General features: G+C 67.9%; 13 protein-coding genes. 12 read left to right on the forward strand and 1 reads right to left on the reverse strand.

Annotated elements, in window-relative coordinates:
- Positions 1 to 26: 26 nt before the first annotated feature.
- From DFQ14_RS04270 to DFQ14_RS04310, 9 genes are all read left to right on the forward strand, one after another.
- A complete protein-coding gene (locus DFQ14_RS04270; RefSeq protein WP_246195298.1) occupies positions 27 to 6,254 on the forward strand; it encodes a DEAD/DEAH box helicase in 6,228 nt (2,075 codons plus the stop codon).
- Positions 6,251 to 8,428: a UvrD-helicase domain-containing protein gene (locus DFQ14_RS04275; RefSeq protein ID WP_114451747.1), complete on the forward strand. Its 2,178-nt coding sequence runs from the start codon at positions 6,251 to 6,253 to the stop codon at positions 8,426 to 8,428. Before DFQ14_RS04270 ends, DFQ14_RS04275 begins: the two co-directional genes overlap by 4 nt.
- A gap of 260 nt (positions 8,429 to 8,688) precedes the next feature.
- Positions 8,689 to 10,371, forward strand: coding sequence for a serine/threonine-protein kinase (locus tag DFQ14_RS04280; protein WP_246195300.1), 1,683 nt, complete (start codon positions 8,689 to 8,691; stop codon positions 10,369 to 10,371).
- A gap of 595 nt (positions 10,372 to 10,966) precedes the next feature.
- Entirely contained in the window at positions 10,967 to 11,389 is a 423-nt protein-coding gene (locus tag DFQ14_RS04285; protein ID WP_114451748.1) for a hypothetical protein, read from the forward strand.
- Positions 11,390 to 11,798: 409 nt separating this feature from the next.
- Positions 11,799 to 12,185: a hypothetical protein gene (locus tag DFQ14_RS04290; RefSeq protein WP_246195302.1), complete on the forward strand. Its 387-nt coding sequence runs from the start codon at positions 11,799 to 11,801 to the stop codon at positions 12,183 to 12,185.
- A 245-nt stretch (positions 12,186 to 12,430) separates the two neighbouring features.
- The gene (locus tag DFQ14_RS04295; protein ID WP_141921291.1) at positions 12,431 to 14,155 is read left to right on the forward strand and encodes a hypothetical protein; all 1,725 of its coding nucleotides are present in this window, start codon (positions 12,431 to 12,433) and stop codon (positions 14,153 to 14,155) included.
- 89 nt (positions 14,156 to 14,244) lie between these two features.
- Complete coding sequence (locus tag DFQ14_RS04300; protein WP_246195303.1) at positions 14,245 to 14,727, forward strand: helix-turn-helix domain-containing protein; 483 nt, start codon at positions 14,245 to 14,247, stop codon at positions 14,725 to 14,727.
- 8 nt (positions 14,728 to 14,735) lie between these two features.
- Positions 14,736 to 15,290 carry a PIN domain-containing protein gene (locus tag DFQ14_RS04305; protein WP_114451750.1) on the forward strand — a complete coding sequence of 185 codons (555 nt, stop codon included), beginning with the start codon at positions 14,736 to 14,738 and terminating at the stop codon, positions 15,288 to 15,290.
- A gap of 528 nt (positions 15,291 to 15,818) precedes the next feature.
- Entirely contained in the window at positions 15,819 to 16,565 is a 747-nt protein-coding gene (locus DFQ14_RS04310) for an adenylate/guanylate cyclase domain-containing protein (protein WP_246195304.1), read from the forward strand.
- A 40-nt stretch (positions 16,566 to 16,605) separates the two neighbouring features.
- On the opposite strand, the gene DFQ14_RS04315 is transcribed toward DFQ14_RS04310, so the two are convergent.
- Positions 16,606 to 17,340: a TetR/AcrR family transcriptional regulator gene (locus tag DFQ14_RS04315; protein ID WP_114451751.1), complete on the reverse strand. Its 735-nt coding sequence runs from the start codon at positions 17,338 to 17,340 to the stop codon at positions 16,606 to 16,608.
- A gap of 126 nt (positions 17,341 to 17,466) precedes the next feature.
- Between DFQ14_RS04315 and DFQ14_RS04320 the strand changes: the two genes are divergently transcribed.
- From DFQ14_RS04320 to DFQ14_RS04335, 3 genes are all read left to right on the forward strand, one after another.
- Positions 17,467 to 18,363, forward strand: coding sequence for an AurF N-oxygenase family protein (locus DFQ14_RS04320; RefSeq protein ID WP_114451752.1), 897 nt, complete (start codon positions 17,467 to 17,469; stop codon positions 18,361 to 18,363).
- Between the two features lie 355 nt (positions 18,364 to 18,718).
- The gene (locus DFQ14_RS04330) at positions 18,719 to 20,176 is read left to right on the forward strand and encodes a benzaldehyde dehydrogenase (RefSeq protein ID WP_114451753.1); all 1,458 of its coding nucleotides are present in this window, start codon (positions 18,719 to 18,721) and stop codon (positions 20,174 to 20,176) included.
- Positions 20,177 to 20,426: 250 nt separating this feature from the next.
- Positions 20,427 to 21,296, forward strand: coding sequence for a thioesterase family protein (locus DFQ14_RS04335; protein ID WP_114451754.1), 870 nt, complete (start codon positions 20,427 to 20,429; stop codon positions 21,294 to 21,296).
- Positions 21,297 to 21,331 lie beyond the last annotated feature (35 nt).

Below are 21,331 nucleotides of genomic sequence, written 5' to 3' on the forward strand. Positions count from 1 at the left end.
ACGAGCGAACTCGCCCGGGGAAGGACATGACCATGTATCCGTCGTTGCTGGCGGAGGAGACCAAGCGTGCGGTCACCGAGTACCTGTCCACGACGTTCGCCCTGACCGACGACGACACGCGCGCGGCACTCGAGGACTTCCTGCTGGACCCCTCCGGCGGCATCTTCCGCGGCCCCTACCTGCGTGTGCGGACACCCTTCCAACCGGTGACCGAAACGTGGCGCTCGCCGCTGGACTGGCAGCCGAAAGATTTCCAGCCGTACCGGCACCAGGCACGTGCCTTCGAACGCCTCGCCGACCGGGACTCACCGGCTCAGCCGACGATCGTCACCACCGGAACCGGCTCGGGCAAGACCGAAGCCTTCCTCTTCCCGCTGCTGGACCACGCGGCACGTGCCAAGGCACGCGGCGAGACCGGCATCAAGGCCATCGTGCTCTACCCGATGAACGCGCTGGTGTCCGACCAGGCCCGGCGCATCGCCGAACTGCTGCACGACGAGCCACACCTGCACGGGGTGACCGCCGGCGTGTACATCGGCGGGGAAGGAAACCACACCCGGCTCAGCCGCGAGCACCTCGTGGACTCCCGCCAAGCACTGCGGGAAGAACCGCCGGACATCCTGCTGACCAACTACAAGATGCTCGACCTGCTGCTGCAGCGCCCCGCCGACGCGCCACTGTGGTCGCAGTCGGCCACCAGCCTGCGCTACCTGGTGCTCGACGAGTTCCACACCTACGACGGCGCCCAGGGCACCGACGTGGCGATGCTGCTGCGCAGACTCGGCGCCACGGTGAAAGTCGCCGAACCCGGCAAACCGCTCGGGCGCATCACCCCGGTGGCGACCTCGGCCACGCTCGGCGGCACGACCCGCTCGGCCGAACTGCGCACCTTCGCCGAAACGATCTTCGGCACCCCCTTCGACCCCGACTCCGTGGTCACCGAGGAGCGGCTCGACGCGGCCGACGTGGTCTCCGATGTGGACTTCGAGCTGGACCCTCCCGACGTGGAGTCGGTGACGGCCCTGCCGGTACCGGACGCGGCCCGGAAGGACTCGTGGCAGCCGCTGGCGCACATGTTCCTGGGCGGGGCCATGTCGAGCCGCACCTCCCTCGGACACCGCCTCAGCCGCAGCTACCTGACCCGCGCGGTCATCCAGGCGCTGTCGTCCGGACCGTTGACGCTGACCGAAGCAGTCGATGCGGTGGCCAACTCGGGAGTGCTGCAGTGGGGCGTTGCCAAGCAGCGAAACCCGCGCAAGGTCGAACAGGCGCTGCTGCGGTTCCTCGCCGTCCTGTCGGCCGCGCGGGTGCACACCGACCACGGCCGCACCCGGCCCCTGGTGAACCTGGAAGTGCAGCTGTGGGTCCGCGAGGTCACCCGGATGCTGCGCGCCGTGTCCTCCACGCCGCACTTCGCGTGGTGGCACGACGGCCCCCGCGAGGACGAAGTCCGGTACCTGCCCGCCGCCTACTGCCGGGTGTGCGGACGATCCGGATGGCAGGCCGTGGCCACCGAGCTGGACGAAGCGCTCGAAGGCGCCCCGGAGAAGATCTGGCGGGCCAGCGTCACCGACCGCGCCAGCATTCGCACCGTGCTGCTGGCCGGAGAGGACGAACCCGGCGCGCGCCGGATCGACCCCCACACGCTGGCCTACGGCCGCGACAACGAAGAAGGCCTGCCCGTCCTGGTCACGCCCGACGCCGACGCGGCCAAGGAGCAGCGCTGCCCCTCCTGCGGTACCGACGACGCGGTGCGGTTCCTCGGCTCGTCGGTGGCCACCCTGGTCAGCGTCGCGCTCACCCAACTGTTCGGCTCCGACCTGGTGGCCGACGAGGAGAAGAAAACCCTCGTGTTCACCGACTCGGTGCAGGACGCCGCGCACCGGTCCGCGTTCATCGAGGGCCGTGCCTTCCAGTTCAACCTGCGCTCGGCCGTGCTGTGCGAAACCGGCCGGGAACGCCGCAGCCTCGCCGACGTCACCCGGGGCCTGGCCGCCAGCAGCACCGACGATCTCTACGCCATCGCACCGCCCGACTTCTCCCAACGGCTCGGGCTGACCGGGCAGTGGCTCGACCGCGATTCCGGCGGTCAGTACCGGTCGCTGCTGGGCACCCGCTTGGGCTTCCAGACCCACCTCGAACTGGGACTGCGCTCCCGGATGGGGCGCACCCTCGAACTGACCGGGGCGCTCGCGGTCGACTACGACCTGGACCTGGACCGCCACGCCGACCTGGCCCGCGACACCCACGAGGGCCTTCCCGAGCGGGGCCTCACCATGCCCGGCACCGCGGCCTACCGCACCTGGATCCTCGGGCTGCTCGACCGGCTGCGACGCCGCGGCGGCATCGCACACCCCTGGCTGACCTCCTACATCGCGCGGGACGGCAATCCGTGGCCGATCTCGCTGGGCAGCCCCCGAGGCATGCAACGGTTCCCCTACGGCAGGCGAGCACCGCAGTTCTTCACCGACGCCTCGAAATCCCGCTTCGACAGCCTGCGCCCGCGCAGCGACTCCTGGGTGACCGACTGGACCGTGCGCTGCCTCGGCGCCACGCCCACCGAAGCTCGGGCACTGCTGGAATCGGTCATGCGCACCCTCGCCGACAGCGCCGAGTCACCGCTGGTGCGGCACACCTCCCACTCCGGGGCCTCGATCTACGGGCTCGACCCGGCCCGCATCCTGCTGACCCCGCTGGAGAAGGCACAACTCGAAACCGCGCAGCTGCGCTGCCCCAAATGCCACCACATCCAGCCGGTTTCACCCGAACGCCGCGACTCGTGGCACGAAGCGCCGTGCCCACGGATGCGCTGCACCGGGGCCCTCGAACCGCACCCGGTGCGCGAGGACAACTTCTACCGCCGCCTCTACCGCTCGGGACGGCTGCGGCACCTGGTCACCCACGAGCACACCGCCCTGCTGGACGACAAGACCCGCCAGCGGGTCGAGCGCAGCTTCTCGTCCGGGCAATCCCCCATCGACCCGAACGTGCTGACCTGCACGCCCACGCTCGAGCTCGGTATCGACATCGGCGACCTGTCCACCGTCGGGCTGGCCTCCCTGCCGCGCAGTCCCGCGAACTACCTGCAACGGGCGGGACGTGCCGGACGTGCCACCGGCAACGCGCTGATCCTCGCGGCCGTGCCCAGCAGCCCCCGGGACCTGTACTACCTGTCCGAACCCAAACACCTCATCGACGGCGAGATCACCCCGCCCGCCGCGTACCTGGCCGCGACCGAGCTGCTGCAGCGGCAGTACCTCGCGTTCTGCCTCGACCGGGTGGCGAACGGTGACCTGCGGCTGGGTCGCGACATGCCCCGGCTGCTCGGGCCGTTGCTGGAACACGGGCTGGCCGAGGGGAGCTGGCTGCGGCAGTTCGTGGACACCGTCACCGAGCGTGCTGCCGAGCTGGCAGCACAGTTCCTCGAGCTCTACGCCGAGCAGCTCGACGAACCCGCCAGGTACAGCATCCGCGAATTCGCCGCGAAGGGTCTGCGCAACGCGATCGCGCAGGCCTCCGCCGAATGGTCGGCACACCGGCAGGAACTGCAGAAACGGTTCGGCGAACTCGCCACGGCCATCAGCGACCTCGAAAAGCAGGGCCACCTCGACGACACCCAGCTCGAGGACCGCAGGCGCTGGTCCGGGGAATCGAAGGCAGTCTCGGCGATGCTGCAGGAAAGCTGGCAACGCAACGCCCTCACCGGGCTCGGCGAGCTGGGCCTGCTGCCGAACTACAACCTGCGGGACGACTACACGGAACTGGACGTCTCACTGTGGTGGACCACCGACGACGAAGGTGACCGCAGCCTGCAGACCAGCGAGCACAGCTACGGCCGGGGCAGTAAAACAGCGCTGACCGAATTCGCCCCGGGAGCCGTGTTCTACGCGCAGGGCTACCGGGTGGAGGTCGACGCCCTCGAAATCGGTCCGGCAGGGCAGCCGCACTGGCGCTCCACGCGGCTGTGCCCCGAATGCGGCTGGGGCACCACCACCGTGACGCCGGCGCCCGGCTCGTGCCCCCGGTGCGGCAACACCGGGGTCGCCGACGCGGGCTCAGTGCACAAGGTCCTGGAGCTGCGCAGGGTCTCCGCGGTGCACCACCGCGACGAGGCGCTGATCGAGGACGAGACCGAGGACCGCACCCGTACCCGGTTCGCCACGGTCACCGGAGTCGATGTCGCACCGGAGCACATCGAGCACGCCTGGCGGCTCTCCGAGCGTGTTTTCGGCGCCGAGTACGTCCGGCAGGCCACGATCCGCACGCTCAACCTCGGCAGGGCGGACCGGAAGGGCTCGGAAGCGGCGATCAGCGGCGAGCGAGGATCGACACCGCGCTTCACCACCTGCGGCTACTGCGGCGTGGTCTGGCAGCACGGACCCGAGGAGAAGGTCCGGCACCGCGGCTGGTGCTCCACCCGGCGCGGAACCCCCACCAGTTGGGAAGAGCTGCTGCTGTCCCACCAGATCACCACGCAGGCCGTGCGGCTGCTGCTGCCGGTGTCGACCTTCCACGCCGACACGCGGCTGACCTCCTTCAAAACCGCCCTGCTGCTGGGGCTACGGCACGACTTCGGCGGAGACCCGCAGCACCTCGACGTGGTCACCGCCCGCATGCCGGACGAGTACGGCCGCACCCGGCGGTTCCTGGTGCTGCACGACACCGTGCCCGGCGGCACCGGCTACCTCGACCGGTTCGGCGAGCCGCAGCGGATGCGCCGGATCCTGCAGCAGGCCCACGACGTGCTGGCCTCGTGTTCCTGCCAGCACGAAGGCAGGGCGGCCTGCCACCGCTGCCTGCTGGGGGTGGCCACGCGCAACGAGGTGGAGCACGCGCACCGGCGCGTCGCCCGCGAACTGCTCGCGGACCTGCTCGAAAACTGGACCGTGGAGGACATCGGCAGCGTCACCGGCATCGACATCTCCTCGGTGCAACTGTCCGAACTGGAACTGCGCTTCCGCGAACAACTCAAACGCGGGGTGGACCAGCACAGCGGCCAATCGTGGACCGCCGCGATGGGCAACAAGGGCGAAGAGCTCGACATCCGGCTGCTCGGCCCGGACGAGCAGCCGCGGCGGTGGACCCTGCGACCGCTGGTGCCGGTGCAGGCCGGAAGCGTCGCCACCGAACCGGACTTCCTGCTCACCCGGCAGGATGCCCAGGACGCTCCCGTGGCGATCTACCTCGACGGCAAGGCCTACCACGCCTCGGCGGAAACCGACCGCACCGCCGATGACGCGCGCAAGCGCTGCGCCCTGCGCGACAACGGCCACCGGGTCTGGTCCCTGACGTGGGACGACGTCGAGAGCTACACGCGTCTGCTGGACGGGCACCGCAGCAAGCAGCCCGACCTCGTCGACACCGCCGTGCGCAACGCCGCTCGCTCCCACGTGGCCGACACCCGAGTGGAAGCGCTGTGGGGCAACCCGATGGCGGCGCTGCTGGCGTACCTGTGCGACCCGTCCGCACCGGTGTGGGAGGAAACCGCGGTACAGACCTGCCTCGCCCTGCTGAAAGCGCAGAAGGACGCCGCCACGAAATTCGTCCAGCGCGAGCCCGACGGGCTCGCCGGTGCGCTCGCCTCCTGGGCCGGCGGGGAGAAGCTCCCAAGCGGCAGCGGCACCATCATCCTCGCCCCGCGTGCGGGGCTGTCCGGGCTGCCGATCGCCGTCGTCGGCAGTACCGAAGGCAAAGGAACACACAGCGTCGGTGCCCTGACCGTGCTCGACGACCGCCCCAGCGAAGTCGGCGGCCCCACCCATGATCAACAATGGCGAGACTGGCTGCGCTGGTCGAACCTGCTGCAGTTCCTGCCGCTGCCCCGCATCGGCCACACCATGCCGCTGCGGATGGCCGAAATCTGGACACGTCGATCGCTCGACGTGTTCCGGGGCCGCACCCCGCCGCTGGCGCTGAGCGGCCAGGAGAAGGTACCGGTCACCGTCGACGTCAGCCACCCACAATGGGAGATCGTGCTCGAATACACCGACGAATGCCTGGAGCACGTGGGCAGACGGCTCGCCGAACTCGGCATTCCCGAACCGGAAGCCGGCGGCGAGGTCGGTGACTCGGAACTCTGGCAAGTCGAGTACAGCTGGCCCGACAAGCGGATCGCGGTCGTCGTCGACACCGATGGCGAGCGCGACAACTGGCTCGCGGACCACGACTGGCACACGTTCGTTTATCACGGCACGGATGACGAGGAGGAGCTCGTGCAGGACATCGCATCGGCCTTCGGGGTGCATACCGGATGAGCGTGCGCGTGGTCATGTCCGATCTGTTCAGCGGCTCCTACTCCGATCTGGACGGCAACGTCAAAAACCGGGTCCTCGACTTCGTCGTCAAACTCCAGGAACGGCCGGACATGCCCGGCCTCGACGTGAAGACCCCCACCGGGGTGTCGGACTCGCGGATCAAGACCGCCCGCGTCAACGACTTCTGGCGAGCCGTGCTCATCGAGCTGCCGGAATCCAGCGGGTACGTCCTGGTGGCGGTGAAACCCCACGACGACGCCTACACCTTCGCCGGCCGGTTGCGGTTCGGCGTGAACGAGGTGACCGGCGCGCTCGAAGTGGTGGACCAGGCATCGTTGAACGAAGCCATCACCCGCGTCGAGACGACCGACACGGCCGCGGAATCCCCGGCACCGATCCTGAAAGGCCTGCGGGCACGCGATCTGCGCCCCTTCGGGATCGACGAAGAAGTCGCCGAAAGGTTGGTGGCGATCACCGACGAGAACCAGCTGTTGACCGTCGCCGAAGAGCTTCCCGGGCTGCAGGCCAACGCCGTCCTCGACCTGGCCGCCGGTCACGACGCCGACACGGTGTGGACCAACCTGGTGGCCGAGCAGGAACGCGACATCGACACCAGCGACGTGATGCGGGCACTCGACCGGCCGCTGTCCCGGCTGACCTTCACCGACGGGCGCGACGCCGAAGAGTTGCGAGCCGTGCTGGAAGGAAGCTTCAAGGCCTGGCGTGTCTGGCTGCATCCTCTGCAGCGCAAGCTCGCCTACCACGACGGGTGGCGCGGCCCCTACCGCGTCACCGGTGGCGCGGGAACCGGCAAGACCGTCACCGCCATCCACCGGGCCCGACACCTGGCGAAGCGTCTCGAACAGCAGGGCGACGACTCCAAGGTGCTGTTCACGACCTTCACCAAAAACCTCGCCCAGAACATCGAGTCCCAACTGAAAGAGCTCGCAGGCCCGGACATCCTGAAACGGGTCGACGTGCTCAACATCGACGCACTCGCACAGCGAATCCTGACCACCGGCAAGGACAGCGGAGCCCGCCCCCGACCGCGCGGCGACAGCGACTCCCCGATCACCGAGGCCTGGAACACCGCACGAGCCCACGCCGCCGAGCACTGGGACATCGACTTCCTGCAAGCCGAATGGTCGGAAGTCGTGCTCGCCCAAGGCATCGAGAAACGCAGCACCTACCTGCGTGCCTCCCGCAGCGGCCGGGGCAAGCGAGTGTCCCGCCCGCAACGGGCGGATCTGTGGTCGGTCTTCGAACGGTTCACGCAGTTGCTGACCGCGCAGGAGTTGATGACGTTCACGCAAGTCGCTGCGCAGGCTGCTTCGGTGGCCGGCCAACTCGCACTCGGCGGCGACGACATTCACGACAGCAGCAGCCGCCGCCTGGAGCTGCCCCGGTACCGGCACGCCATCATCGACGAAGCCCAGGATCTGCATCCGGCGCACTGGCGCCTGGTGCGCGCGCTGATCCCGGACGGCAACGACGATCTGTTCATCGTCGGGGACGCGCACCAGCGCATCTACGGCAAACAGGTCGTGCTGTCCCGGCTCGGGATCGAAACGCGGGGCCGTTCGCGCAGGCTCACCGTCAACTACCGCACCTCGCGGCAAATCCTGAACTGGTCCCTGCGTGTGGCCTACGGGCAGTCCGTCGACGACCTCGACGGACAGGGCGAGTCGCTGGCCGGGGCACGCTCGGAATTCGACGGCCCCGAACCCGAGCCGTGTGGTTTCGACAGCAGCGCCGACGAGAAGTCCGCACTCCTCGACAAGCTCCGCGCCTGGTCCGAGGCCGACATCCCGTGGTCGCAGATGGCGGTGGTCGCGCGTACCCGCTCCCTGGTCGGCGAGCTGAGCGAGGCGGTGAGCGACTCCGGCATTCCCGTGGCGACAGTCGAAGCGGGCACCGACGAGAACACGTTGGGCGAACAGGTGCGCGTGATGACGATGCATCGTGCCAAGGGGTTGGAATACCGCGCCGTGGCGCTCGTGGGTGTCGGCAGCAAGGAACTGCCGCCACGGACGGTGCGGCAACTCGAAGGCGAGGAGAGCGAAGCAGCCCGGGCCCGGGAGCGGAACCTGCTGTACGTGTGCGGATCGCGCGCACGCGAACAGCTGTATGTCTCCTGGGTCGGAGAACCCTCGGAACTGATCAGCGGCGTCTGAACCGATGCCGGTGGCCGCTGTCTGGAAACCCCGTGGCAAAGCCGCGGATGATGGACCGGGCGCGTCGGCTGATCGACTCTTCGGCAGGGCTTTCCATCAGGGGGAGCTGTTTCGGCACAAGCCGCACCGCAGCACGGATCTCGGTGACACACTGGTAAAGCTCGGTGTGCCCGGACTTGTCGAGAGCAGGCTTGCTTCCCACGGAACGGAGGGACCAACGAGGTGATGATGCGCGCGCGGGACCGTTCTCGGGAGGGAACGTGGCGGCACGAACACTGATCAACGATCGCTACGAGCTCCAGCCTCTTCCGCTCGCCAAGGGCGGCATGGGTGAGGTGTGGGAAGGACGCGACACCAAGCTCGAGCGCGAGGTCGCCGTCAAGTTCATCCGCCTTCCCGAAGGAACCACCGACGACGAGCTGGTGCGCAGGTTCGTCCGCGAGTCCCGCATTACCGCGTGCCTGCAGCACCCGGGAGTGCCCGCCATCTTCGACGTCGGCACCCACGGGGAACGCCCCTACCTGGTGATGCAGCGCATCCGCGGCATCAGTGTCTCCGACCTGGTCGCCGAGCACGGTGCATTACCGCTGGGCTGGGCCGCGGCGATCGCGGCCCAGGCGTGCGCGGTGCTGGAGGCCGCCCACGGTGCCTCCCTGGTACATCGGGACCTCAAACCCGCCAATCTCATGCTGGAACCCGACGGCACCGTCAAGGTGCTCGACTTCGGACTCGCCGTTGCACTCGACATGACCGACGAGTCCCAGATCACCCGCACTGGCCAGACCGTCGGCACCCTCGCCTACATGGCCCCGGAGCAGATCAAGCTGGCGAAGAGCTCGGCGCAGAGTGACCTCTACTCGCTCGGCTGCGTGCTGCACGAGATGCTCACCGGGCAGCAGTTGTTCACCGGATCGACCGCCTTCGAGGTGATGAAGAAGCAGGTCGACGACCGGCCCCTGCCGGTGCAGCAGTACCGCTCCGATGTTCCCGCCGAGCTGGACGAGCTCATGGCCGCGCTGCTGGACAAGACAGCGGAAAACCGGCCTGCCAGTGCCCACGCGGCTTACGAGCGCCTGCTGCCGTTCGCCGAGAACTTGGGAATGTTGCCCGGCGCGTTGCATTCGCCGTCGGCTCCCAGCCCCACCCGGATGTATGCCTCGGTGCTGAGCCGGGTGTTCCGGCAACCCCCGCAGCCGCAGCAACCGGACCCGGACGGAGTAGCCGATACGGACTCGGAAGTCCCGGAAATTCCAGGGGATTCGGGCATACGGGCAACGGCGGAAACATCCAGGACGGAGAACTCGGCTCCCTCCGGGAGGGAAGCCCCCGAGCCGGGTACCGCCTCCACGGGCTCGGCGGCGATCCGCTCCGACATCAGTCGCAGCGAGGTGGAGAAAGCCAAGACCGAGGCCGCTTCCTACATGCAGCAGTCCCACTACAGCCGGGCCGCCGAGCTGCTGCGGTCGACGGTCGACTCGGCCGACCACGCTTTCGGGAGCACCGACAGCGACGTCATCGACCTGCGCCTGGAATGGGCCAACGTGCTGTTCGAAGGCGGTGAGTACAGCCGAGCGGAACCCGTCTACCGGGAACTGGCCACCGACCTGGCCGAACGCGACGGACCCGACGCCGAACTCGTCTTCCGCTGCCGCTTGTACAACGCCACCTGCCAAGCCCTCGACGGGAACACGAGCCAGGCGCTGCAAACCATGGACAGCCTGCTGGCCGATGAGCAGCGCGTGCTGGGTTTCGACGATCCCCGCACTCTCGACCTGCGTCGCGAGATCGGGCGGCTGCAACTGGGGGCCGGGCGCAACGAGGACGCCGAAACCACCCTGACCGCCCTGCTCGACGACCTGCTCCGGATCCACGGCACCGAGGACCACCCCACCGTGGCCAAGGTGCGCGAGCTGCTCAACGATCTCCCAGGTCACAAGAGGTAAGCGAAACGACATCTCGATGATCGAGCGGGCCCGCGTCGTACTGCCTTCCGGCGCGGTGCAGGCACACTCGCCATGCTGTGCGCGCGCCGGGTCACCTCTCAGGTAGCCGAGCACGACGGAGCTGGTCACACCACTGATACACGGAGGATGCTCGAACGAGCCGCATCGACATAGCATTTTGTTGACGCTGTCGTGCAAACGTATGTTTGTGAACGTTGTCAACGGCAGATTGGTGTGCTACTGTTTCGATGTGACCAAGGAAGAGGCAGCGTCGGCGGGGCAAGGGGTGAGTCCGCCATGATGAAAATGAGCGCTGGCGTCCTGCCCGAGGCCATCGAACACGTGCTGTGTCAGGTGGAGACGTTCGCCTCCGACTGGACATCCGACATCCCGACGATCACCGACACGCCCGCGTAACTACCACTTTCTTCAGCGCCTCCTCGTATTGCCGCGAAGGCACACTTCCACTTCAGGTGAGACTTCGCCCGGAAAGGAAGAGCTTCACTTCCTTCCCGGGTTGACTCGTCCTGTCTCGAAAAGTCGGCGATGTGCCGTGTTTCCATCCTCTGTCCGCGCACCACGAAAGGGATCCACCATGAGCGATGGACTGAACTTCACCATTCCCGTCGATTCCATTCCCGGACCCGGCGAAATCATCGAGACCGAGCAGAACGGCTACCTCCTGCTCGTGGAAAACACCCACCCGCCGCGCGAAGCCGGTGAAGCGAGCGACGAGGCCGGTTTGCCTGATGCTACCGGGAGTGGTTACTCGTGCCCGGGCCCGCATACGGACGACATCGTCAAGTACGTGCCGGTGGAGACCACCGCACGCCAATCGGTGGTGCGGCACGCGGCGCCGGTGTATCAGCGACCGAAGTCCACCCGAGTCGACCGGTGGACCCTGTGCGATCGGTCCGGCACCCGTGAGGTCGAGCGCAGGCTGGACCGCGAACCGCTGACGAACGTGACCTGCACACAGTGCCGCAACGCCCTGATCGGCGAAGGAGTATTGGCCTGATCCGAAGCGCCGCGGCCCGCACTGATCGGGACGCGGCGCTGTTCCTCCTCTTCTGCTCCGCGACGCATCGCACGCTTCGAGCTTCCCCCGGATTCCTCGCCCGAAAAAGGACACGACCATGGCTCATGAGCACTTTCCCGAAAAACCCGATCCGCTGAGACCCGATTCGGATCCTCCGCAGGGTCCGTCGCAATCCCCGCAGGAGCAGCAGAATTCCGCTGCAGCCGGCTCGGAAGCTGTATCATTCGGAGCGCAATCCTCCGCTCCGTCGGCCTCGCCGCAGTACACAGCAGCGCAGCAAGCCGAATTCGATTTCGCTCGATATTCCGCCGGCCCCATCGCCCCGCGACGACGAAAAAACAAGACCGCACCGATCGTTCTCGGTGCTGTTCTCGGGACGGTCGCGATGGTGGCCGTGGTCGCCGCCGTGCTGTTCAGTGCCAACCGCACGTTCGTGCTGCACGGCACGTTCACCCTCCGGGACACCTCGTACAGCAGCTTCGGCGGCTCGAGCGTGTACACCCACAACGACGGTTCGTGCTCCGGAACCGGCGGTTACAACGACATCGCCGAGGGAGCCTCGGTGCAGGTCTACGATGCAGCCGGAAAGGTCATCGCCACGGGCGTGCTGGGCGCGTCGGACATGGTTTCCTCCGAGTGCGTGTTCACGCTTCTCGTCCCCGAGGTGCCCACCGGGGAGGAGTTCTACCAGGTCGAGGTCACCAACCGTGGAAAAGTCACCGTCACCGCAGAGGAAGCCAAAGCGGGCAAGGTCGCTTTGACCCTGGGGAATTGATACGGCAACCGGATGGTGAAGCGAGCCGTTCGACGTCCCGGTTCAGAGCCGATGCATCAAACCGATGATCGTTTACCAGCTACTTTGCCGGGACCGCCTGTCCGGGGTGGCGGTAGTGGAAAGTGAGGAAAAAAGTGTCTAAACAGCCGAAGTGTGGACGCCTGTTGAAGACGGGCTCCCCGTGCCGGACGACCGTGCGCCGCTCCGTGCCGTTGGATTCGTTCGCTCCGGCATGCCGGCGCCACATGACCACCGCAGAACGGACGGAGCTCGAGACGAATCCGCTGTGGTTGACCAGGGGGCAGGTCCTGTGGGCGTTCGATCAGCAAGGCGAAGACTCCGAGCTGATGATAGCGGCAGAGATCGCCGAGCGGCTGCAGCTGCCGAAGGCAGCGGTGTCGCAGGTCCTTCGGGGGTTACGTTCGGAGGGCAAGGCGCTCAGCCGGAAAGTCGACCGGTGCGAACTCTGGGGTACGACTGATCAGGTCGAGCGATGGATCGAGCGACGCGAACGAGAAGAACGGCGAGTTGCCGCGGAAAAGGCAGCTGCTCGCGCGCGCACCGTGGAACGCAACGACGCGCTGGCCGAGGCCGCACAGCAGTTGCGGGAGATCTGTACCGACCATCAAGTAGAAGTATCGATTTTCGATTGGTCTTTCGGACGCTCGGAGGAACCGTGCAAACACACGCTGGTTCTGTCCGTCGACGATCCGGCAGCCGCGAACTGGTTGCTCGGGAGGTTGAACATGCCCGCACCGGACGAGGGGAAACCCACCGACGAGCAGTGGAGTGAGCACTTCGACCACCTTGAGCGGCTCCTGGGCTGCTTGACCTGGGCCGGGTGGCTTGAAAACGAGGACAACTACTTTGGTGAGTACGACCGGGAAGTAGGTCCGGTGCTGTGCACGACGCTACACCGAACTTGTATGGAGCTCTCCGCCGAATATCGCCCGGACGAGCACGTGCTCCGGCTGCAGCCGTTCGAGAATCCTGCCGGTGGATGGCCGCAGACCTTCAGCATGCTGGAGGACGAGGTCGTCATCGAACTGGCCGGAGATGTCAATGAGCAGGCGGAGAGCGTCGCTCGGCGAGCGGGCGAGCTCGGTCTCCTGGACGCCACGCGAGTCGAGATCGACGAAGATGCGGACGTGTCGCTGAGTCGGTTCATGAGTGTCCAGTACGACGAGTGGATCTTCGAGGAGGTTGCGCAGTATCGCGGGATACCCGTGTCGGAGCTCATCGAGGAATTCGATGAGAATCCGGAGCTGAAGAGCTACCTCAATGCGGTGGTCGGCATGTTCGGGCGCAACGTGCTGCCGGATGCCGTACCGGACGCGGCTGTTCTCGGCATCGCGGCCTGGTGTTGGCGCAACGAAACAGCGGTCGAGGACTGGCACGTGCCGAGCGACGTGCTGATGGCCCGGATCAACATTGCGGTCACCAAGGTCATCGACGAACACGTGAACCCCATCGAGGGTGTGGACTGGGTGAATCTCCGAGCATCGCTGACCGACCCCGAGTGGGCGTTGCCCGACGGGCGCAAAATCGCCGAGCTCTTCGGGGAAGGGTGGCCGCAGGTGCGAGACACCGTCGGCGAGCAACTCGAACAGTGGCGCCTGCTCGACGAGAATGTGCTCGGCCCCGAGGTGACCCTCAGGTTGCTGACGATCGGAGGCTCGACCAGCTACACCCAGAACTGGTGGGGCCAGGGACGTTGGCCCGCGATCTGCCGCGCCATCGTCGAGGACGCGGTCGAAGGTGGCATCGCGCTGCCCGCGCCCTACGACACGGCGGGTGTCGAGCGGTTCATCGCCGACCTCGAGGAACCGGACCAACTCGATGACGATGTCCTGCACTGGCTCATCGACATGCCCGCGAGCGGCGTCGAGGGACCGCGCGGACTCCGATCCCACAAGGCTTCACAACCGGTGATGCGTGTCGTGGAACCGATCAGCTGGGATCTGGACTGAGCGACTGTCGGTAGCTGGTGGTCAGAAATGACAGCACCAAGCTTTCGTTTTGTTCGTTTTGGGTCTAGATTGAGGGTATGAGGTCACCCATGTCCGAACGCACCGTGCTCCCTCCCCGGCGGACCGGCGAGCTGTCGCACCTGCTCTCCGCGCTCAACGACACGGCGGGGGGCGCCCAACCCGCTCTCGTGGCCAGGGACGGCTCCCGCATCGAACTTCCGGACGAACTGTTCGAGGTGTTGCAGGACGTCGCCACGGCACTGAGTCAGGGAATGGCCATCACCGTGGCGCCGCAGCACACCGTGCTGACCACCAGTGAGACAGCGGAGCTGCTCGGAGTGTCCCGTCCGACCGTGGTACGCCTGCTCGAATCCGGTGAAATTCCCTATGAGCAGCCGGGGCGGCATCGCCGTCTGCGCTTGGCCGACGTGCTGGCCTACCAGCAGCGGCGGCGGCGCTCCCGCGCGGCGGGGCTCGACGAGATGGTTCACGAGTCGGAGGAGGACGGCATCTACGATCTTCCCGATGACGCTGTCACACAGCGGTCGAGTGACCTCAGCCGGGAGGACTGACCGCAGCGATGATCCGCGTCCTTCTCGACACGTGTGTCCTGTTCAAACCTCTGCTGTGCGACACCCTGCTTTGCATTGCCGAAGAGGAGGTCTACCAGCCCCTGTGGTCGGTCGACATCCTGGAGGAACTCGAACGCAACCTGATCAGGCACAACATCACCGAACAGGCGGCGCAGCGCCGTATCGGCCGGATGCGGCAACACTTTCCCGATGCCCTCGTGGAGGATTACCAGGACTTGATCCCGGCAATGCGCAACGATCCCGGAGATCGGCACGTGCTCGCCGCAGCCGTCGCCGGTAACGCCGAACTGGTGGTGACCGAGAACCTCCGCCATTTCCCAGAAGAAGCTGCCAATCCCTATGGGTTGGAGATCGTGAGTCAGGACAAGTTCCTGCTGGATCAGGTCGACCTCGTTCCCCGGGCAGTCCACGAAGCATTGACACGCCAGGTATCTCGCTACCGGCGGGAACCGCGCACCCTGGAGGACCTCGTGATCGCCCTGGGCACTCCGGGCAACGGATGCCCCCAATTCGCCAAGCGCTGTCACGCCGACAGCTGCTGATCAACGTTTCGATGGCTCCGTACCTGTAGCTGCTCATCGTTCGTGAATCGCTCCTCGCGTGAACGACTCACCGGACCCCGGTAGGCGAAGGGCCGTCCGGAAACCCGCCATACTCTTCGCCTCGTGCCGGCGTCGTGCTGTCTCGACCCGAAGACATCGAAGGGAACTCGTCCAGCGCCGTGCTGCGTCAACCTGTGATGCGGGACACGGGCAGCGATCGCCCTCCGGAGCCCGAAGCAGCGCCCTGAACGCCAGGTATGCCCGGGGTGAGCATCCCGGCGTCCCGAGGGGAGCGGCGGTTCCTCGGTGAATTCGCTGTGGAAGGATTGATCGGCAGGATCGAGGACGGAACGCCGAGAGGTGGAGATGGCCGGCCACGGGGGCACGCGGGACGATGGTTCCGCCGCGGCTTCGAACGCAGCAACCCCGGCACGCCGCCTGCTCCGTCTTCCCCGGCGACGCGGGAGCAAGCGGGCGTCGACGCCGGCCTCCGAAACCCTGCCCGGCAGCAGGCGACGCACCCGCCGGATGCGGAAACTGATCCGCCGGGTCGACCGGCATCCCGGATTGCTCACCGTGACGGAATGGCTGCGGCGCAGCCTGCCCGGCGACTCGAGCTATGGCGACCCGTTGTCGGTCGGTGGTGCCGGTGCGAGCAGCGTGGTGGGTCGCCAGCTGACGACCGTGGCCGCGCAGCAACCCAGCGTGCTGCGCGAAATCGGGCTCGGCGCCCTGCAGGTCTGGCAGGCCCACGCGGACAGCCACCCCGGCGACGAGGGCGAGCGCAAGATGGCGGTGCTGTTCACCGACCTCGCCGGATTCTCCACCTGGACCCTCGAAGTCGGCGACGACCTCGCCGTGCGGATGCTGCGGGAAGTGGGTGCGGCCGTCGAGCCGCTCGTCCGGCAGCGCGGCCACGTCGTCAAATGGCTCGGTGACGGGCTCATGGCGGTCTTCGACGACGCCGACGACGCCGTGGCGGCCGCGATCGCCGCCAAGGACGCGACCAGTGCCGTCGACGTTGCCGGCCACCGCCTGCACCTGCGTGCCGGAGTGCACGTCGGCACGCCGCGCCGGCTCGGCGACGACTACTACGGCCAGGACGTCAACATCGCCGCCCGCGTCGCGGCCGCCGCCGGACCCGGCGAGGTGCTGATCTCCAACACCGTCCGGCAGAACCTGAACGGCAGGCAGATACGGCTGCGCAGGCGGGGCCGCTTCGAGGCCAAGGGCGTTCCCGACGACGTTCGCGTGTGGAGCGCCACCGGCGCGTAGCCCGGCTCTCCCGCGAGCGGCCCACCCGAACGTGCTGTCCCTATGATCGCTTCGCGGTCTCGTCGTGATCGCCCGGCGCCTCGGTGCCCTGCGCCAACTCGTGCGGGGGCGGCAGGGGCCGATGCGGATCCAGTTCCACGCCACCGGCGCGCAGGGTGTGGTCGAGGATGGTCCAGATCGTCTCGGTGAGCTGCTCGACGAGTTCCTCGCGGCCGATGCCCGCGGGATTGTCCAGCCAGCGAGCGCTGGCGGACTCCACATAGCCGACCAGGCCGAACGCGGTCGTCTCCGCGGGCCGCGGATCGAGACCGAAAGTTCGCAGGTACTCGCCGAACAGTTGAGTGAGGTGCCTGCCCAGGGCGGTTTTGATGTCGGTGAAGCCGCCGGCGGCCTCACCGGCCGGGGAGTACCGCAGCAGGTAGCGGTACAGGTGGGCGTGCTCGGTCAGCCAACGCAGGTGCGTGTCGACCGCCACGGTGATCATCCGCATCGGCGATCCCCGCGGGTTCCACACCGGTTCGAGCTCCTCGGTGATCAGCTCGGTGACCCGGCGCGAAACGGCGCGCTGCAGGTCGCTCGCGCCGTCGAAGTGCTTGTACAGCCGGGTGCGGGCCACCCCGGCCCGCTCGGCGATCCGCTCGGTCGAGACCTCGGGGCCGTGCTCGGCGATCGCGGCCAGTGCCGCGTCGACGAACTCCGCCCGGCGGCGCTCGTGCTGGCCCGCCCACCGCGTCGCGCGGCCGTCCGGCCGGAGTTGGCGGGTGCTCGTCGGCATGCCGTCGAGTCTACCGAGTAACCGGTACAGGATGTACGCTCCCAACTGCCGAGTACAGCTTGTACCCCGTAATGCTGTGCAGCCCGTAGTGCTCGGTGCAACTGCCCGGTGATGTGGAGGACGACCATGGCCCGAACAGAGCAGATCAGGGACCGCGAGACCACGGCCGCGCGGCTGCTCACCTCCTCGGCACGCAGCTCCTTCGACCCGGACCTGGACGTGGACTGGGACGCGCCGCTGGTCGAGGGCAAGCCGTTCATGCCGCTGGAGCGGACCTCGCTGTACGGCACCGAGCTGTGGCAGCGCCTGTCCGACGAGCAACGCATCGAGCTGTCCAAGCACGAGATCGCCAGCATCATGTCCGTCGGGCTGTGGTTCGAGATCTGCCTGATGCAGGCGCTGACCCGCTATGCCTACGATCGAGACCCGCGCAGTGCGCACGCGCAGTACGCGCTGACCGAGATCGGCGACGAGACCCGGCACTCGGTGATGTTCGCCCGCGCTGTGGAGAAACTGGGCGTGCCCCGCTACGGGCCCTCCCGGGCGATCCACAACCTGGCGCGACTGTTCAACACCACCGCGGCCGGACCGTCGATGTTCGGCTCGGTGCTCGTCGCCGAGGAGACGCTCGACCGGCTGCAGCGCTCCATGATGGACGACGAGAACATCCAGCCGCTGATCCGCGCGATCAACCGGATCCACGTCGTGGAGGAGGCCCGGCACGTGCGCTACGCCAAGGAGGCGATCAGCCGCACGATGCCGAAGCTGGGTCCGGCCGCCCGGCACTGGCACCGGTTCCAGACCGCGCTGGTCTCGTACTTCGTCGTCGACAGCCTGATCGACCCGAACGTGTACGCCGCTGTCGGCATCGACCCGCAGGAAGGCAGGCGGGCCGCGCTGGCCAACCCGCACTACCAGGACACCCGGCGCTGGATGGGCGAGAAGATCATGCCGTTCCTGCGCGAGGAGGGTCTGGTGGGTGGTGCCGGGATGCCGCTGTGGCGCCGCGCCCATCTCGTCTGAGAGCGCACCGATGATCGCCGGTGGTGCACTGTCCGGCACGGCACCGGGCAGTGCCGAGGCGAGCCGAGTGGGCCCTTCCGGCAACCGGGGAAAGTGGTGGACCGGTTCCGGTGAGCGACGGCTGTGTGCAGTTCATGTGGAGGAACCGCCGGACCGAACTCGGCGAGATGCTCGTGCACGATGCCGCGGATCCGCCACGCACCTCACCGGCCCGGGTCAAGCTGCCCGCCCGCGTTCCCTATGGTTGTCACGGAAAGCCGGGCCGCTCAGCAGCTTCTGGAACATGGCATCGCCGTGCTGCAGCGATCCGAGTGAGCATCGACGAACGTCCATCGCGAAACACCGAGGAGCGATCATGAGCATGCTGGATCCGGAGGTCTGGGCCGGCAAGATCCACGTCAACGGCTGGCGGGCCGGTTCCGGCGGTAGCCGGTCGGTGACCGAGCCTGCCACCGGCGACAGTCTGGGTGAGATCGGGGTGGCCACGGCCGAGGACGTCTACGAGGCCTCGTCGAAGGCCGCGGCGGCCCAGCAGGACTGGGCCGGTAGGAAACCGGCGGAGCGGGCGGCCGTGCTGCGCCGGGCGGGGGAGCTGTTCGAGCAGCACGCCGACGAGGTCAAGGAGTGGCTGGTCCGCGAAACCGGCGGCATCGACGCCAAAGCCGCGCTGGAAGCCGACATCGCCGCGGCCGAATGCCACGAGGCCGCCGCGCTGCCGACGCACCCGCACGGCGAGGTGCTGACCTCCAACGCGGACCACTGGTCGTTGGCGCGGCGCCGCCCCGCCGGGGTGGTCAGCGTGATCTCGCCGTTCAACTTCCCGCTGATCCTGTCCATCCGCTCGGTGGCCCCGGCGCTGGCGCTGGGCAACGCGGTGCTGCTCAAACCCGATCCGCGCACCACCCTGTCCGGTGGGGTGAGCATCATGCGCGTGTTCGAAGAGGCAGGCCTGCCGGAGGGGCTGCTGCAGCTGCTGCCGGGTGAGGCCGACACCGGTAAAGCCGTGGTCGACGCCCCCGAGGTGCGCATCGTGTCGTTCACCGGCTCCACCCCGGCCGGACGAAAGATCGGCCAGGCCGCCGCGGCCCACCTCAAGCGGGCGCATCTGGAACTGGGCGGCAACAACGCCCAGATCGTGCTGCCCGGCGCCGACGTGGCCAAGGCCGCCTCGGCCGGGGCGTTCGGCTCCTTCCTGCACCAGGGCCAGATCTGCATGGCCACCGGCAGGCACCTGGTGCACGAATCGCTGCACGACGAGTACGTGGCCGCGCTGGCCGACAAGGCCCGCACCCTGCCGGTCGGCAACCCGGCCACCGAGCAGGTCGCCATCGGGCCCATCATCGACGAGGGCCAGCTGAAAAACATCGATTCCCTGGTGCAGCAGACCGTGCAGGCCGGAGCCACCCTCGCCGCCGGCGGCACCCACGACGGCCCCTACTACCACCCCACGGTGCTGTCCGGACTCACTGCGGACATGCCGGCCTGGCGCGAGGAGATCTTCGGGCCCGTGGCCCCGGTACTTCCCTTCTCCACCACCGACGAAGCCGTCGAGATCGTCAACAGCAGCGCCTACGGGCTGTCGGTGAGCGTCCTCGGCAACGTCGGCGAGGCCATGCCCCTGGCCGACCGCATCGCATCCGGCAAGATCCACATCAACGAGCAGACCGTCGCCGACGAGGCCAATGCGCCCTTCGGTGGCTGGGGTGACTCCGGAACCGGCTCCCGCTTCGGCGGAGCCCAGGCCAACATCGACGCCTTCACCGAAACCCAGTGGCTGACCATGCGCCCGGACATCGCCGACTACCCCTTCTGACACCGGCTGGTGCTGCCGGGACCGCGGAGGGCGAGTCCCGGTAGCACAACCCGGCGACGGCCCCCCGGGGTGCGCTCCGGGGCGATACGACGGGTGCGGGTGTGCACCGAGCCATCTTCGACTTCGTTCTCGTGCTTGCCGAACGCATCGGCCCGGACGGCGATGCTGAGCAGCGCCCGTCCATCCCGGTGTCTGTGATGTTGACGACTCGGGCAGGACGTCGGACAGGGGGGACACGAACAATCCCCGCATGTCGACGATCGCGGGAACCGTGGAAGCCGCCTCGGAGTTCGACCGAGGTATCGCGCTGGAGCAGCGCCACGACGAGCCGAGTGTCCTCGACGCGGACGTGGGCGGCGGCTGGCAGGTCAGCAAAGGCATCAACGGGGGATTCCTGCTGGCCGTGGCGGCCAACGCACTCCGGTCGACCTGCGCCCCGGCGGGGCATCCCGATCCGCTGTCGATCAGTGCCCACTACCTGAGCCCGGCCCGGCCCGGGCCCGCGGTGCTGCGCACGGATCTCGCCCGCACCGGCCGGTCGATGTCGACGGGCAGTGTCTCGCTGCTGCAGGACAAAGACGGCGCGGAAACGGAACGGATCCGGGCCACCGGCACCTACGGCGATCTGGACTCGCTGCCCGACGAGGTGCGCACCACCGCCACTCCTCCCGAGCTGCCCGCCCCGGAGGAGTGCGTGGCCTGGAGCGCCCGGTTCTTCGACAACTCCGGGGAGTCGGCCCTGCTGGAACGTCTGGACCTGCGCCTGGACGAGGAGAGCACCGCCTGGATCGACGGCACGCCGAGCGGACGTGGGCGCATGCAGGGCTGGTTGCGGATGGCCGATGGCCGCGAACCCGACCCGCTGCTGCTGTTGCTCGCCCTCGACGTGCTGCCCCCGGTGACCCTGGATCTCGGCCTGGGCGGGTGGACGCCGACGCTGGAGTTGACCGCGCACGTGCGGGCGAAACCCGCACCGGGCTGGCTGCGCCTCACACATGCCACTCGCAATTTCGCGGGCGGGCTGCTCGAGGAGGACGCCGAGGTGTGGGACTCCGCCGGGCGTCTGGTGGCGCAGTCCCGCCAGCTCGCCAGTGCCCCGCGCCCGGCGCAGTCGTCCTGACGCCCCTGAGGTTTTGAGTGAACGGAACTTTCGTT

This window comes from Halopolyspora algeriensis, assembly GCF_003337235.1.
Taxonomy (GTDB): Bacteria; Actinomycetota; Actinomycetes; order Mycobacteriales; family Pseudonocardiaceae; genus Haloactinomyces; species Haloactinomyces algeriensis.

Bases quoted from the DNA above. Each gene is read 5' to 3' on its own strand.
- DFQ14_RS04270 (WP_246195298.1), top strand. From the start codon at position 27: ATGACCATGTATCCGTCGTTGCTGGCGGAGGAGACCAAGCGTGCGGTC.
- DFQ14_RS04275 (WP_114451747.1), top strand. From the start codon at position 6,251: ATGAGCGTGCGCGTGGTCATGTCCGATCTGTTCAGCGGCTCCTACTCC.
- DFQ14_RS04285 (WP_114451748.1), top strand. From the start codon at position 10,967: ATGAGCGATGGACTGAACTTCACCATTCCCGTCGATTCCATTCCCGGA.
- DFQ14_RS04295 (WP_141921291.1), top strand. From the start codon at position 12,431: ATGACCACCGCAGAACGGACGGAGCTCGAGACGAATCCGCTGTGGTTG.
- DFQ14_RS04300 (WP_246195303.1), top strand. From the start codon at position 14,245: ATGTCCGAACGCACCGTGCTCCCTCCCCGGCGGACCGGCGAGCTGTCG.
- DFQ14_RS04305 (WP_114451750.1), top strand. From the start codon at position 14,736: ATGATCCGCGTCCTTCTCGACACGTGTGTCCTGTTCAAACCTCTGCTG.
- DFQ14_RS04310 (WP_246195304.1), top strand. From the start codon at position 15,819: ATGCGGAAACTGATCCGCCGGGTCGACCGGCATCCCGGATTGCTCACC.
- DFQ14_RS04315 (WP_114451751.1), bottom strand. From the start codon at position 17,340: ATGCCGACGAGCACCCGCCAACTCCGGCCGGACGGCCGCGCGACGCGG.
- DFQ14_RS04320 (WP_114451752.1), top strand. From the start codon at position 17,467: ATGGCCCGAACAGAGCAGATCAGGGACCGCGAGACCACGGCCGCGCGG.
- DFQ14_RS04330 (WP_114451753.1), top strand. From the start codon at position 18,719: ATGAGCATGCTGGATCCGGAGGTCTGGGCCGGCAAGATCCACGTCAAC.
- DFQ14_RS04335 (WP_114451754.1), top strand. From the start codon at position 20,427: ATGTCGACGATCGCGGGAACCGTGGAAGCCGCCTCGGAGTTCGACCGA.